Below are 14,663 nucleotides of genomic sequence, written 5' to 3'. Positions count from 1 at the left end.
GCACTCATGCCGTAGTAGACCGGGGGACAGGCCATGGATCGCGCTCAGATCGTTCACGAAAACTTCCTGACCCGTGTCGCAAAACGCGATTTCCCGGGCGGAGCTGCCCCAAGGCCGGGTCTGACCAACCCCGATGCGGTATCGCTTTATCGATCTCAGGTCCTCAGCCGGGCATTGGATCGTACCAGCCGCGCAATGCAAAAAGCGGGCCAGGGGTTTTACACGATCGGCTCATCCGGGCATGAGGGGATGGCCGCGGTCGCGCATGCGCTGCGCCCCACGGACATAGCATTTCTTCACTACCGGGACGCTGCGTTCCAGATCGCCCGGGCCGAACAGGTGTCCGGCCAGCAGATTGCCTGGGACATGCTGCTGAGTTTCGCATGCTCGAAAGAAGACCCGACCTCGGGCGGACGGCACAAGGTGTTGGGGTCCAAAGCGTTGATGATCCCACCGCAGACTTCGACCATCGCCAGTCATCTGCCGAAGGCTGTCGGCGCGGCCTATAGCCTCGGTGCGGCCCGGCGGCATGATCCCGAGCATCGGGAGTTGCCCGAGGATGGGATTGCGATCTGTTCTTTTGGGGACGCATCGGCCAACCATTCGACGGCCCAAGGGGCGATCAACACCGCCGGTTGGACCAGTGTGCAGTCGACACCGTTACCCCTGCTGTTCGTGTGTGAAGATAACGGGATCGGTATCTCGGTCAAAACCCCGAAAGGCTGGATACAGGCATCGATGGAGCATCGACCGGGGATAAAGTACTTTCAGGCCAACGGGCTGGACATCTATGAAACCTATGCCGTTGCGCGTGAGGCGTCCGAATATGTGCGGACGCGCCGAAAGCCCGCGTTCCTGCACCTGAAAACCGTACGGCTTTACGGCCATGCTGGCGCGGATGTTCCGACCACCTATCTTTCCAAGGCGGAGGTCGAGGCCGATGAGAACAATGATCCACTGCTGCACTCGGTCCGCCTTCTGGATCAAGCAGGCGCGCTGTCGGCTGAGCGGGCGCTGAAAATCTACGAGGATACTTGTGCACGCACCGATCGTGTTGCGGCGCAGGCAGCAAAACGCCCGCATCTGGCCAATGCCGCCGAGGTGATGGAAAGCCTGATCCCACCAAAACGCGCCTGTAAACCGACCAACGGCCCAAGTCCTGAGGCGCGTGCAAAGGCTTTCGGCGGAGACATGCGCGCGATGGACGACCCACAACCCATGAGCCGCCTCATCAACTGGGCTCTGACCGATCTGATGCTGGAACACCAAGAGATTGTCTGCATGGGCGAAGACGTTGGTCGCAAGGGCGGTGTTTATGGTGTAACCCAGAAACTGCAACAGCGGTTCGGCCCGGACCGGGTGATCGACACACTGCTGGATGAGCAGTCCATTCTGGGTCTGGCGATTGGCATGGGTCACAACGGGTTCATCCCGATCCCCGAAATCCAATTCCTTGCCTATCTGCACAATGCCGAAGATCAGATCCGGGGCGAGGCCGCGACCTTGCCGTTTTTCTCGAACGGGCAGTTCACCAACCCGATGGTGCTGCGGATTGCCGGGCTGGGCTATCAGAAGGGGTTCGGCGGGCATTTCCACAATGACAACTCTCTGGCCGTGCTGCGTGACATTCCCGGTGTGGTCATCGCTTGCCCATCGACCGGCGCGGACGCCGCCCGGATGCTGCGTGAATGCGTGCGGCTGGCACGTGAGGAGCAGCGGGTTGTGGTGTTTCTGGAACCCATTGCCCTTTATCCAATGCGCGACCTACATGATGCGCAGGATGGTGGATGGATGACGACCTATCCCTCGGCGGATCAACGTATAGCGTTGGGCGAGGTTGGCGTGCACGCAGACGGTACCGATCTGGCCATCGTGACCTATGGCAACGGGCATTACTTGTCCAAGCAGGCGCTGCCTGAACTGGAAGCGGCCGGTATAAAAGCCCGTATTATCGACCTGCGCTGGCTTGCGCCGTTGCCGGTTGATGCTCTGCGTGCGGCCATTAAGCCCTGCGCGCATGTTCTGATCGTCGATGAATGCCGACGAACCGGCAGTCAGTCCGAGGCGCTGATGACCTTCTTTACGGAAGAAAACCCATCGACCCCCATCGCGCGTGTCGTGGCCGAGGATAGTTTTATCGCCACCGGCCCGGCCTATGCCGCCCCGTTGCCCTCCAAGGACGGCATCGTTGCTGCCGCGCTCAAGCTGACCGGAGGCCGCGCATGACCCGCACTGCCGTCGTCATCTGTCCCGGTCGGGGCACTTACAACAAGCCCGAACTTGGCTACCTGCACCGCCATCACGTGCAACGGATGGACCTGTTCCACAGCTTCGACGCCATTCGCGCCGAGGCAGGGCAAGAAACCGTGACCGCGCTTGACGCTGCGGATCGTTACACGGTGAGCAAGTATTCCCGCGGGGATGTGGCCTCACCCCTAATCTTTGCGGCATCGCTGGCGGATGCGCAGGCGCTGGGCGATGATATCGAGGTGGTCGCTGTCACTGGCAATTCGATGGGGTGGTACATCGCGTTGGCGGCGGGTGGTGCCTTGCCCCCGTCGGACGGGTTTCGTGTTGTGAATACAATGGGAACGCTGATGCAAGAGCAGTTAATCGGCGGGCAATTGGTTTATCCGTTCGTTGGCGACACCTGGCAGGCGGATGCCACCCGAAAGGCCGAACTTCTGGAAAATGTGGCGGATATAAACGCAACTGATGGGTGCGATCTGGCCCTTTCCATTGATCTGGGCGGGATGCTCGTGCTGGCCGGGAACGAGGCGGGACTGAAAGCCTTTGAGGCCGCCCACCCCACGGTGCAAGATCGCTTTCCCATGCGGCTTGCCAACCACGCCGCATTCCACACCTCATTGCAGACACCGGTTGCGGCAAAAGGCCGATCGCAGCTGAGCCCCGATATGTTTGGTCAGCCTGACCTTCCGCTGATCGACGGGCGCGGCAAAATCTGGTGGCCGGGCGCGACGGATATGGGGGCTCTATGGGACTATACGCTGGGTCATCAAGTGACCGAAACATATGACTTTACGCGCGCCGTTCAGACGGCCGCGCGCGAGTTTGCGCCAGACCTGTTCATCGTCACCGGCCCCGGCGCGACTTTGGGCGGGGCGGTGGCGCAGTCTCTGGTTCTGGCTGATTGGCGCGGGATGTCCGACAAACCGGCTTTTCAGGCGCTGCAAGAGGCAGAGCCCTTCCTGATATCGATGGGGCGCGAGGATCAAAGGGTACTTGTCACCGGCTGAACCAGCCCTGATGATCCGCGCAAATTCAAGGAGTTCAGCGTGCCTGACCACGACCAATCCCTGTGGTTGAAAACCTGCCGAGAGCATGTGGAAAGCCACCCCCTGACCGATGATATGACGGTTGACCTGGCCGTGATCGGCGGCGGCTACACCGGGTGTTCTGCGGCATTGACGGCGGCGCGCTCAGGGGCATCAGTGTGCTTGCTTGAGGCGCAGGGTATCGGCCATGGTGGGTCAGGTCGAAATGTCGGATTGGTGAACGCGGGGCTCTGGCTACCGCCTGCTGAAATTCGAGCGCGTCTGGGTGATGAAGCCGGGGATCGTCTGATCGCCCTTTTGGCAGCGGCTCCGGCAGGGGTCTTTGACCTGATCGAACAAAACGGCATCGACTGCGCGCCCGTGCGCAACGGGACACTGAACCTTGCACATTCCGCTTCAGGGCTGCGTGACTTGCAGAAGCGCCACGCGCAACTCAGTGCGACCGGCGCACCGGTTGAACTCCTGTCGGCGCCACAGGCGGCGCGACGCACCGGCAGCGCAGCATTCCACGGAGCGTTGTTCGATCCACGCGCCGGTACGATCCAACCGCTTGGCTACGTCCGTGGTCTGGCCCGTGCCGCTGCTGGGGCAGGGGCGCAAATTGTTTCCAACTGCCCCGTGGAAACCATGCAATTCGACCAAGGGATTTGGACGCTTAAAACACAGCGGGGTACAGTCCGCGCCAAATCCGTGATCCAGGCCACCAACGCGTATCATCAGGGTCTTGCGGCCTCATCCCCGGACTACGTGCCAGTTTACTATTTCCAATTCGCAACCTCTCCTCTGCCGGAAGAAATGCGCGCGGGCATCTTGCCGGGGGGTGAGGGGTGTTGGGACACCGGGCTGATCATGACCTCTTTCCGTCTGGATGCCGAAGGACGCTTGATAATCGGAGCCATGGGCGATCTGGGGCATGCAGGCCGTTCTGTGCATAGGGCATGGATCAGGCGCAAACTTGCCGAGCTCTATCCGCAGCTTGCAGCGCGGCCGCTGACTGAGGGCTGGCACGGGCGGATTGCCATGACCTTGGACCACATCCCCAAGATAACGCAAATTGGTCCCAGTGCTTTGTCGGTGCACGGCTATTCTGGTCGCGGGATTGCGCCCGGCACCGTGTTTGGCCGATTGATGGCCGAAAGCCTGTTGCAAAACGACCTGTCCAAACTGCCCGTGCCTGTGACATCAGAATATCGCGAAAACTTGACCGGCCTGCGCCGTGCCTATTTCGAAGCGGGTGCCACATTGATGCATTTTGTCAAAACGCGCTTCTGACCACCCGCGCGTTCACTCTTGAAGCGTGCCCGCGATAGCCTCGATCCGATTGCGCAACCAGCGATGAGCCGGATCATTGGCTGAGCGCTGATGCCACACCATGTAGATCGCAACGGGCTCACATTCGAACGGCAGTGGGGCACAATCCAGCGCCGACAGCGGCCCGCGTTTCATAAGCGCCGTGTCGGTTGAGATCAGGTCGCTGCCTTTCACAAATGATGGGATGGCGTTGAAATGAGGAAGAATGACGGTGGGTGACCTGATCTGGCTTTGATCCACACCGCGCATGACCGCGCGGGAACTGCGCCCGTCGACAAAACGCACCTCGACATGATCTGCCTGACAATAGGCGCACCAACTGTCGGGCGGGCTGCGCTGATCGGCGTCGTAATAGATCATGAGTGGACTGATCAGAACGCGTTTCTGAAAAATATCCGGCCCGTCTGGCGGCAGCGGGGTCAACATCAACTGGCACCGGTCATTGCGCAGCAGGTCCGCATGGGGAACACCCGACGGAATGAAGCCCAATCGCAGCCGCACACCTTCGCGGCGAGTCGATTGCAACAGCGATGGAAAGATCAACTCGCGCGGCATGTCGTTGGCTGCGATCTGGATGTTGATTTCTTCTGCCAGCGGGTCGAACGGGCGGTCATCGGTCAGGCCCCGCATCCCGTCCAACACAATCTGTACTGGCTCTTTCAGCGACAAGGCGCGCTCGGTTGGCATCAACCCGTGACCCGAACGTACAAACAGGGGATCACCCAGCACCCGGCGCAACTTGGCCAGCGTGTGGCTGATCGCCGATTGCGTCACGCCAAGCCGGTCGGCGGCTTTTGAAACCGAGCTTTCCTGAAGAATGATCAGGAATGTGCGCAGGACCTTGCCGTCCAAGTCAGTGAAATCAGTTTTACTCATACCGTCTATGACTATTCATGAGTGGATTTACTGTTCATGGCGCATTAAGTGACATTCAGCAAGCAGGAGGCACGTGATGGGGGTCCGCTTTTTCTCGGATAAGAACCGGCCGGTCCATATGGGCCAGTATCCGTTAGAGCGGTTGGCGCGACAGGCCCACATACCAGACCTGTCACAAGTGCGTGCCATGCCAGAGCTTAGTTTTCATCGACCGGATCAGCCGCATAGCATCGTCAACGCGATGGGTGAGTTTCAGGCGATGCTGGACACGATCCGCGATGGGTTCGTGAACCCAGTTGTCTCGGAAATTCCGCAAGACCCGTCCGAGCGCTCCAATCACCTCAAGGCGTTTGGCTACTTCAACGATGCGTCCATGATGGGGTGCGGCCCGCTGCCGCCCCAGGTCTTGTTGTCAGAACCGCGCCGCAACCCCGATATCGACCGTCTGGCCCATGCGTTGAAAACGCGGCAGACCAAGACGCTGGCTTCGGGGATCGATCTGATCATGGCCGACCTGAAGGAAAGCATGGAAGCCGCGCCCAGGCCGATGGACGCACATAAGCATGCCATCGTCTTCTTGTACGAACACAACCGTGACCCAGATCCGGACGAGCTCGGAGCCGAATGGATCATGGACGCGCAGGATCACCGTGCCTGTTTGCTGGCCGCTGAGAATGCGGTGGTGATCGCAAATTATGTCCGCTTGCTGGGCTTTGACGCGCGGGCGCACACGGTGATGTCGTCCGAAGTTGATCTGGGTCGGCTGGCTGTGGCCGCAGGTCTCGCCTCGGTCGAGGGTGACGACATCGTCGCCCCGTGGCTGGGCAAACGGTTCGGACTGGCCGCAGTGACGACCGAGATGGAAATTGCGCATGATCAACCTTTGTGTCCCATGGCGCAACAGCCATGGTTTCGCACGCAGGGGCCGGCGTGGTGGGTGGGGGCAGGCTTTGCCAAGAACGCGCTGAACCGCGATCCCTATGCCAAGCGGCGCTATGTGGATGGGGCGCACCCGTTCGAAAAGCTCAAGCGTGTTGACAGGCCAACGACCTATATCGACGAAGAAAATGTTGCGCGCGTCCCCAAGCGCGCGGATATGTTCGCCCGCGCGCAGTTCGGTGACATGGGCAAGCCTTTGCAGAACGCCGCCAAGGGCGGGTATTACGTACGCAAGGCTGCCCCCAGTTTTGCACAGCGCCGCGCGCTGGGCGCGTTTGTTCTGTTGCAGGACGGAGAGAGTGCGGAGGCCTCGCGCCCGTCTGACGCCGTACGCAACGCGGCGAATATCAAGGCAGCAACCTATTTCCTGGGCGTCGACGCCGTGGGTCTCAGCCGTTGCCCCGACTGGGCGTGGTATTCCCACGATGCGACAGGGGAAGAGATCATCCCTCCCCATGATCAGGCCATCAGCATGATCATCGACCAGGGTTATGAAACGATGGAGGGTGCCAGCGGCGACGACTGGATCAGCGTCGCCCAATCCATGCGCGCCTATCTGCGGTTCTCGCTTCTGGGTGGGGTGATCGCGCAGCAGATCCGCAACCTTGGGTACAAGGCCAAAGCTCATACCGTGATGGACGGAGAGGTGTTGCAACCGCCCTTGCTACTGCTGTCTGGGTTGGGTGAGGTCAGCCGGATCGGAGAGGTCATTCTGAACCCCTATCTTGGCCCGCGCCTGAAATCCGGTGCGGTCACGACCGATATGCCAATGGCGCACGACAAGCCGATTGACTTTGGTTTGCAAAGCTTTTGCGAAAGCTGCAACAAGTGCGCGCGGGAATGTCCTTCGGGGGCGATCACTGCCGGGCCGAAGCTTATGTTCAACGGCTATGAAATCTGGAAGTCCGATAGCCAGAAATGCGCGACGTACCGTGTGACCACGCCGGGTGGGGCGATGTGTGGCCGGTGCATGAAGACATGCCCCTGGAACCTTGAGGGCATCTTCAAGGAACGTCCCTTCCGCTGGGCGGCCATGCACATTCCGCAGGCTGCACCTGCCTTGGCGCGGCTGGACGATGCCGTTGGGAACGGTGGGCTGAACGACACTAAGAAATGGTGGTGGGATATCGAGCTTCAGCCAGACGGGTCATACTGCCCGACAACCCACCCGCTGAACCGGCGTGACCTGCAAAAGGATCTGCATCTGAAATACGATGACCAGACACTGGCCGTGTATCCTGCCTATCTGGCGCCACACCCTTGGCCCTATCCATTTGCCATGGACCGCGAGGCCGGTATTGCCGCGTATCAGGCGATGGTGACAGCCGAGGAGTACAAAGCCCGTAAGGCAGCCGGGGATTTGTCGGTCATCCACCGCTATAACATCGCCGGGGACGCGCCAGTAATGAGGGTTGCCATTTCCAAGGTCGACAAGATGACAACGGATGTGACCAAATACGAATTTTCGGCCCTGGATGGCGCGCCCTTGCCCATCTGGACCGCAGGCGCACATCTGGACGTGCTGGTTGCCCCGGAATTCCTGCGGCAATATTCCATGTCCGGCGATCCGTCTAATCCGTCCGTTTATCAGATCGGCGTCCTGCGCGAGGATGAAGGGCGTGGAGGCTCAGCGTTGCTGCACCGGATTTTCACCGAAGGGCGCAAGGTTTTCATTTCGAAACCCATCAACCATTTCGAGTTGGATGAGACGGCCACCAAGACCTTCCTGATGGGCGGTGGAATCGGCATCACCCCCATGATCGCCTTCGCTCACCGTTTGCACAGTTTGGGAAAAGAATTCGAGTTGCACTATTCCGCCAGCACCCGCGCCAGCGCTGGCTATCTGGACGATCTGGCCGCGATGCCATGGGCAGATCGCGTGCACTTTCACGTCTCGGACGAGGGGACACGGGCCGATCTGGATCAAATCCTGTCGGGCTACCGGGCGGGTTGGCACGTTTATACCTGCGGCCCGGACCGTTACATGGACGGTGTGATGCAGGCTGCAGGCCGGCAGGGCTTCCCCGAGGACGCGCGACATCTGGAGTATTTCTCGGTTCCGGAACAGCCGGATTATGAAAACCATCCGTTTACTCTGAAACTGGCGAAATCGGGCCGGGAATTGAAGGTGCCTGCCGACAAAGATGCGGCACAGGTCTTGAACGATGCAGGTATTCACGTGGATGTAAAATGCGCAGACGGTATTTGCGGTGTGTGCAAATGCGGTGTGTTATCCGGTGAAATCGAACACCGCGATTTTGTTCTGTCCAACAAGCAACGCGAAAGCGCAGTTATCCTGTGTCAGAGCCGTGCAGCAAAGCCGGGTGGCGTGATCGAGCTTGACCTTTGACGCAAGGTTTGGAAACGACATTCTGTAACGCAAAATTTGGTCGTTCCTGCCATGGACGCCGGTAGCTTGCTGCTCTAACGTCCCCCTGGACCCAGTGAACCCTGATTAACAGGTGCGAGGAAATTCATGAACTATCACAGCCCAGCCAGCTTTGCCGAGGCGTCGGCTCTGGCCGCGAACGCGACGGGCATCACACGGTTTCTGGCGGGCGGCACAGATGTTCTGGTGCAGCTGCGCTCGGACGTTGTGACGCCTGATACGCTGATCGACATCAAGAAAATTGACGGTGTACACGACATCACCCGCAACGCTGATGGCAGTTGGACTCTGGGTGTTGCCGCCACCGGTGCCGAGATGACCGAGCATGCCGATCTTGCCCGTGACTGGCCCGGTGTGGTCGAAGCGATGGATCTGATCGGATCGACCCAGGTGCAGGGACGGGCTACGCTGACCGGCAACCTGTGCAATGGCTCTCCGGCGGCGGATTCGGTGCCCGCAATGATTGCGGCAGGCGTGACTGTCACGGTGACCGGGCCGAGCGGCGACCGTGAGGTGGCCGTAGAAGACATTCCAACCGGCCCTGGCAAAACGTCACTGGCAAAGGGTGAGGTGATCTCAGCCATCAATATCCCCGCGCGGGGCGAGAATGGCGGCGACGCCTATCTACGCTTCATCCCGCGGACCGAGATGGACATCGCCGTCGTTGGTGTTGCTGTGAACCTGCGCTTGGACGGGGACATAGTCACCGAAGCCCGCGTGTCGTTGGGGGCGGTCGCGCCGACCGTTCTGCTGGTCGAAGACTGCGCCAAGGCCATCGTCGGCAGCACATTGGATGACGCCGCGCTGGATGCGCTGGCCGCTGCGGCCTCTGCCGCCTGCAATCCGATAGATGACAAGCGCGGCACGATCGCATTCCGCACCGAGGTCGCTGGCGTTCTGGCCAAGCGCGCAGCGAAAATCGCCTATGCCCGCGCCAAGGGAGAACAAGCATGAGCAAGCTCCACGTATCCACCACCGTCAACGGAGACGCGGTCGAATTCCTGTGCGATCCGCGCGAAACCCTGTTGGACTGCCTGCGCGACAAGCTGAACCTGACTGGCGCGAAAGAAGGATGCGGCACCGGCGACTGTGGTGCCTGCTCGGTCACTGTCGACGGTCGTCTGGTCTGTTCCTGCCTGGTGCTGGGAGTCGAAGCGGACGGCAAGAGTATCGAAACCGTCGAGGGTATTGCGGACGGCGACATCCTGCATCCGCTACAGAAGAAGTTCATCGAACATGCCGCGCTTCAATGCGGTATCTGCACGCCGGGTATTCTCGTTGCGGCAAAATCGCTGTTGGAAAAGAATCCCAACCCGACCGAGGAAGAAACCCGGTACTGGCTGGCGGGAAACCTTTGCCGCTGTACCGGTTATGACAAGATCATTCGCGCCGTGATGGAAACGGCGGAAGAACTGCGGGAGGCTTCGTAATGGCACTCGACGATCGCAAATCCGAATTCACATTCGTTGGCACCCGTCCCGACCGTCCTGACGGGCTGGACAAGGTTACAGGCCGCGCCAAGTTCGGGGCGGATATGTCCGCACCCGGTATGTTGCACGGCGCGATCCTGCGTTCCCCCCATGCACATGCGCGGATTGTAAAGATCGACACATCGAAAGCTGAGGCGCATAAGGACGTCAAAGCCGTCGTCACCCGGGCAGATTTCGCTGACGTGCCATTCAAACCCGGTTTGGAAGGTGAGTTCTGGAATGTTCTGGAAAACGTCATGGCGGGCGAAAAGGCGCTGTATGACGGGCACGCGGTGGCGGCTGTGGCGGCATCCTCTGCGCTGGCGGCGCGTGATGCGCTAAAGCTGATTGAGGTTGAATATGAGGTCCTGCCTCACGTCACGGATGTTGACAAGGCGATGGCCCCCGATGCGCCGGTGATCCGCGAAGGTGCGGCAGATTACTCCGTCCCCAAAGGGATGCACCCAAACGTCGTTCGCTATCACGAAAGCGGCCACGGTGATGTTGAGGCGGGCTTTGCCGAGGCTGACCTGATCATCGAAGACAGCTTTGTCACTGAGGCGACCCACCAAGGCTACATCGAACCACACGCCTGTCTCGGCATGCTGGGCAATGATGGCAAGGGGGAGCTGTGGTGCACCACCCAAGGTCATTGGATTGCGCAAAAAACCTGCGCTGCATTGCTGGGGATCGAGACGTCGCAACTGCGTGTGACGGCCTCGGAAATTGGCGGTGGCTTCGGCGGCAAGACAACCGTGTTTATCGAGCCTGTCGCGCTGGCGCTCAGCCGCAAGGCCAACCGGCCGGTCAAGATCGTCATGACCCGGTCCGAAGTCTTCCGGGCAACCGGCCCGACCGCGTCTGCGTCGATGGATGTCAAAATCGGCATGAAGAAGGACGGCACCATCTCGGCGGCTCAGGGCGTGTTCCGCCTTCAGGGCGGGGCGTTCCCGGGTGCGCCGGGTGACATGACCGCGATGTGTGCATTTGCGCCTTACAACCTGACCAACGTCAAGCAGATTGGCTATGACGTCATGTCGAACCGCCCAAAACAGGCCGCATACCGGGCACCCGGCGCGCCGATGGGGGCGTTCGCAGTGGAATCCGTGCTTGATGAGCTTTGCAAGAAGCTGGGCCTTGACCCCGTTGACGTCCGCCTGAAAAACGCGGCTCATGAGGGTACAAAGGCCAGCTATGGCCCGCGTTATGAGCGGATCGGCTTGGTTGAAACGCTTGAGGCCGCGAAGGCGCATCCCCATTACACGGCACCGCTGAAACCGGGGCAGGGGCGCGGAATCTCGTGCGGGTTCTGGTTCAACCATGGTGGTGAGACATCTGTTTCACTGGCACTGTCCGAGGATGGCTCGGCTCAGTTGATGGTCGGCACGCCTGATATTGGCGGTTCGCGCGCCTCTATGGCGCTGATGGCGGCTGAGGTGTTGGGCATTCCCTATGAAAACATCCGCGTCACCATCGCAGACACAGCGACGCTGGGCTACAACGATGTCTCGCACGGCTCACGCGTGACTTACGCGTCGGGCCTGGCGACGATCAAGGCCGCGAAACACGCGGTCGAGAAACTGTGCGAACGCGCGGCAGCCAAGTGGGATATTCCGGTTGAAGCGGTGAAGTGGGAAAATGGCTGCGCGGTGCCTTCTGGCCCCAACGCAGGCGATTTCGATCCGATGCCGCTGTCGGATATTACGGCCGATATGGGCCGCACCGGGGGTCCGATCTCGGGCCATTTTGAGGCCACCCCGGAAGGTGCGGGCGTGTCCTTTGGCACCCATATCGTGGATGCTGAGGTTGATCCGGAAACCGGCAAAACCTCGATCACGCGCTACACGGTGATTCAGGATGCAGGTAAGGCGATTCACCCGACCTATGTCGAGGGTCAGTTTCAGGGTGGTGCCGCGCAAGGCATCGGCTGGGCGCTGAACGAGGAATATATCTATGGCGAGGACGGCCGACTGCAGAACTCGATCTTCCTTGACTATCGCATCCCGGTCGCAAGTGACCTGCCGATGATCGATACGGTTATCGTCGAAGTGCCGAACCCCGGCCATCCGTTTGGTGTGCGGGGCGTGGGTGAGACGGGCATCGTGCCACCCTTGGCCGCTATCGCCAATGCGGTGTCCAACGCGGCGGGCGTCCGGATGAAGCAATTGCCGATGTCGCCGCCACGCATTCTGGCCGCGCTCAAGGACAATAATGGTTGAGGTCCACCTCTGGTCCGGTCTCCGGTCTTTGACCGGGGGCCAGCAGGTGGTGGAGGTTGAGGCCAAAACCACCGGAGAGTTGCTTCGCGAACTGGTAAGGGCGCATCCGCAACTGCAAGGGCCGATTGATGCGGGCGTCTCGATAGCGATTGATGGGCGTGTTATTGCCAGCGGGCTGACGGAAACCATCCCCGAAGGCAGCGAAGTCTATCTCATGCAGCGGCTGCGAGGCGGCTAAGCCTTTGGCGACCACGGCTCGCGGCCAACCATACGGTCGGCTTCGGCGGTGATGTCGTTCATATGCTGCTCAAGGCTGAGACGCAGTTCTTCGATTTGCTCGTCCGAGGCCTTACGCGGTACGGTTTCCGTCCATTCCCGGCACAGAAAAACACCCTTGTTCCGCCACGGGCGCGGCAACAGCAGACGGTCCCATGTCCCGGCTTCTTTGGCATGCTGCGCGGAAAAAGTGATCCCGAAGATGCGTTTGCCCGAGGCGCGCGCCCAGACCAGGGGCACCGTGGACAGTACCCGTTCAGGTCCGCGTGGTCCGTCGGCGGCAATACCGATGGAGATCCCCTCTTTCATCTTGCCCAGAACTTGGCGCGACACAGCAACATTGCTTTTGTGTTTGCTGGCCATGGCAATCGTGTCCATGCCGAACAGTTTCTGCACCCGCCCCACCATACTGCCCGCCCGCGCGGATGAGGTGATCGAGCAGATGCGCCCTTTATCCAGCGGAAAGAAATAGGGCGACTGCGCCAGCCGCTGATGCCACAGCACCACGATGACCGGTTTGCCCTGTTCGACAAGCTGGTCCAGGTCTTCGTAGCCGATACGCTGCCAGGTGGTGTTGCGGTTGACCAGCCGGATATAGCCCGCAATCCGGCGCGCGGCCCAGTTCAGAACGGCTTCGCTGTCGGCGATCTTTTTGCGGATACTCACAGATTGGTCCCTCGTACTGACCGAACCGTGTCTTATAGAACTCAACGGGCGGCGCAACTTGTTTGTCACATGCAGAAGTCGGGCAGAATCTGAAAAAGCCTCTTGAGTCCGCCGCGCGGCTGGCATATCTGAGGCGCATCTTAGGGGTATAGCTCAGTTGGTAGAGCGACGGTCTCCAAAACCGTAGGTCGCGGGTTCGAACCCTGCTGCCCCTGCCAATAAAATCAATCACTTAGATTGAATTCGAGGCGCCAGCGCAGATAATTTTGTGCGTTTTTTTGTGCGTTTTTCCAAAAAAGTGTGTAGAACTGATCAAAGTACTGGACTGAATAACAGGTTTTGTCCGAATCTCTTATTTGGTAGCTTCCTGCGTCTCTCACCGACAACCGGCAGAAAGTGGCAAAAAGCCCGTTTCTTTCTGTGATATCGGGAATGAGGTCCAAAAGCAAAACAACCGGCCTAATGTGGACCGGTTGCTAGCATCTGGTAGTTTCTAGGGCTTAAATGTTCATATACCCCAGAAGTCGCGTTGCGTCCTCTTGGATCAGCATGTGGTGATTGTCATCAATAACGCCATGTGAGCGCTCCGATATCGACACCCGCCACCTCTGCCGTCCCAGACGCAAACTCTCGCGGCCTGCCGCCCTTAGGTTTCGCGACAGGTTGTCGGGAAACTGACCGCTCCTCCCAAAACTCTTTACGCTTAGCTACATGCTCAGCCATCTGCGTCGGCGTCAGCTCCGACCGCATCAGGTTTTCGTCAATCTCCCACAACTGGCGGTCGATTTCGTTGCTACATAGACCGCCTCCGAAAACGGTTGATACTTCCTAAATCTGCCCATTTTCCGCTAACTACTTTACGCTACTTTTAGATGCCGTATTCGCCACCACCTTCCTTGCAATGCTCGGCGTCGATCCATTTCTATTCGTGCATTCCTACGTTCCCGTGCTGCGCGCTTCCTGCACCCCTCAGAGCAATATTGTGCATCTGTCCTGCGAAAGTCGGGCAGTTCGTCACCACACCATTGGCAAGCCCACGTGCCCCGCTTGACGCGTGTAAGCATGGCTATAGCCCGCTTCTGCCTGTTTCCGACATTCCCGGTCCAGAAGTAGCTTTCAAACATCGCTCTATAAGATCCGTTGTCTTCCTCTATCCAGACTGTTCCCGGTTCCGGTCCTGGCATTTCGTTCCCCTATTATTTGAGCACCCACAGACGGGTTA

General features: G+C 59.6%; 10 protein-coding genes and 1 tRNA gene. 9 read left to right on the top strand and 2 right to left on the bottom strand.

Annotation, left to right across the window (positions count from 1 at the left end; translation table 11 throughout):
• Nucleotides 1–33: 33 nt before the first annotated feature.
• Genes AC2FIT_RS20130 through AC2FIT_RS20120 form a run of 3 tightly spaced genes read left to right on the top strand, consistent with a single transcriptional unit; the run spans nucleotide 34 to nucleotide 4,568 of the window.
• Nucleotides 34–2,226 (top strand): dehydrogenase E1 component subunit alpha/beta, encoded by a 2,193-nt coding sequence (locus AC2FIT_RS20130; protein ID WP_496831896.1) that lies wholly within the window; start codon nucleotides 34–36, stop codon nucleotides 2,224–2,226.
• The gene (locus AC2FIT_RS20125) at nucleotides 2,223–3,257 is read left to right on the top strand and encodes an ACP S-malonyltransferase (RefSeq protein ID WP_496831894.1); all 1,035 of its coding nucleotides are present in this window, start codon (nucleotides 2,223–2,225) and stop codon (nucleotides 3,255–3,257) included. Before AC2FIT_RS20130 ends, AC2FIT_RS20125 begins: the two co-directional genes overlap by 4 nt.
• Before the next feature lie 39 nt (nucleotides 3,258–3,296).
• A complete protein-coding gene (locus tag AC2FIT_RS20120) occupies nucleotides 3,297–4,568 on the top strand; it encodes an NAD(P)/FAD-dependent oxidoreductase (protein WP_496831893.1) in 1,272 nt (423 codons plus the stop codon).
• A gap of 12 nt (nucleotides 4,569–4,580) precedes the next feature.
• On the opposite strand, the gene AC2FIT_RS20115 is transcribed toward AC2FIT_RS20120, so the two are convergent.
• Complete coding sequence (locus tag AC2FIT_RS20115) at nucleotides 4,581–5,483, bottom strand: LysR family transcriptional regulator (protein WP_496831891.1); 903 nt, start codon at nucleotides 5,481–5,483, stop codon at nucleotides 4,581–4,583.
• Nucleotides 5,484–5,559: 76 nt separating this feature from the next.
• Here AC2FIT_RS20115 and AC2FIT_RS20110 point away from each other — a divergent pair, with 76 nt between their 5' ends.
• The 5 genes from AC2FIT_RS20110 (at nucleotide 5,560) to AC2FIT_RS20090 (ending at nucleotide 12,737) form a co-directional block, all read left to right on the top strand.
• Nucleotides 5,560–8,772: a reductive dehalogenase gene (locus AC2FIT_RS20110; RefSeq protein ID WP_496831889.1), complete on the top strand. Its 3,213-nt coding sequence runs from the start codon at nucleotides 5,560–5,562 to the stop codon at nucleotides 8,770–8,772.
• Between the two features lie 126 nt (nucleotides 8,773–8,898).
• On the top strand, nucleotides 8,899–9,765 hold the full coding sequence (locus AC2FIT_RS20105; protein WP_496831887.1) for an FAD binding domain-containing protein: 867 nt from the start codon (nucleotides 8,899–8,901) through the stop codon (nucleotides 9,763–9,765).
• Nucleotides 9,762–10,241, top strand: coding sequence for a (2Fe-2S)-binding protein (locus AC2FIT_RS20100; RefSeq protein WP_224891702.1), 480 nt, complete (start codon nucleotides 9,762–9,764; stop codon nucleotides 10,239–10,241). Before AC2FIT_RS20105 ends, AC2FIT_RS20100 begins: the two co-directional genes overlap by 4 nt.
• Complete coding sequence (locus AC2FIT_RS20095; RefSeq protein WP_496831885.1) at nucleotides 10,241–12,499, top strand: xanthine dehydrogenase family protein molybdopterin-binding subunit; 2,259 nt, start codon at nucleotides 10,241–10,243, stop codon at nucleotides 12,497–12,499. Before AC2FIT_RS20100 ends, AC2FIT_RS20095 begins: the two co-directional genes overlap by 1 nt.
• Nucleotides 12,492–12,737 (top strand): MoaD/ThiS family protein, encoded by a 246-nt coding sequence (locus tag AC2FIT_RS20090; protein ID WP_068339341.1) that lies wholly within the window; start codon nucleotides 12,492–12,494, stop codon nucleotides 12,735–12,737. Before AC2FIT_RS20095 ends, AC2FIT_RS20090 begins: the two co-directional genes overlap by 8 nt.
• Here AC2FIT_RS20090 and AC2FIT_RS20085 read toward each other — a convergent pair.
• Nucleotides 12,734–13,441, bottom strand: a complete 708-nt coding sequence (locus AC2FIT_RS20085; RefSeq protein ID WP_496831883.1) for a lysophospholipid acyltransferase family protein — start codon at nucleotides 13,439–13,441, stop codon at nucleotides 12,734–12,736. The two genes, AC2FIT_RS20090 and AC2FIT_RS20085, sit on opposite strands and share 4 nt — an antisense overlap.
• Nucleotides 13,442–13,583: 142 nt before the next feature.
• Between AC2FIT_RS20085 and AC2FIT_RS20080 the strand changes: the two genes are divergently transcribed.
• Nucleotides 13,584–13,659, top strand: a tRNA-Trp gene (locus tag AC2FIT_RS20080).
• Nucleotides 13,660–14,663: the final 1,004 nt, after the last annotated feature.

This window comes from Ruegeria sp. YTSA135 (genome assembly GCF_059610165.1).
The sequence above is the reverse complement of the archived record's forward strand: the minus strand, read 5'-3'. Positions and strand labels throughout refer to the sequence as shown.

Bases quoted from the DNA above. Each gene is read 5' to 3' on its own strand.
- AC2FIT_RS20130 (WP_496831896.1), top strand. From the start codon at position 34: ATGGATCGCGCTCAGATCGTTCACGAAAACTTCCTGACCCGTGTCGCA.
- AC2FIT_RS20125 (WP_496831894.1), top strand. From the start codon at position 2,223: ATGACCCGCACTGCCGTCGTCATCTGTCCCGGTCGGGGCACTTACAAC.
- AC2FIT_RS20115 (WP_496831891.1), bottom strand. From the start codon at position 5,483: ATGAGTAAAACTGATTTCACTGACTTGGACGGCAAGGTCCTGCGCACA.
- AC2FIT_RS20110 (WP_496831889.1), top strand. From the start codon at position 5,560: ATGGGGGTCCGCTTTTTCTCGGATAAGAACCGGCCGGTCCATATGGGC.
- AC2FIT_RS20105 (WP_496831887.1), top strand. From the start codon at position 8,899: ATGAACTATCACAGCCCAGCCAGCTTTGCCGAGGCGTCGGCTCTGGCC.
- AC2FIT_RS20100 (WP_224891702.1), top strand. From the start codon at position 9,762: ATGAGCAAGCTCCACGTATCCACCACCGTCAACGGAGACGCGGTCGAA.
- AC2FIT_RS20095 (WP_496831885.1), top strand. From the start codon at position 10,241: ATGGCACTCGACGATCGCAAATCCGAATTCACATTCGTTGGCACCCGT.
- AC2FIT_RS20090 (WP_068339341.1), top strand. From the start codon at position 12,492: ATGGTTGAGGTCCACCTCTGGTCCGGTCTCCGGTCTTTGACCGGGGGC.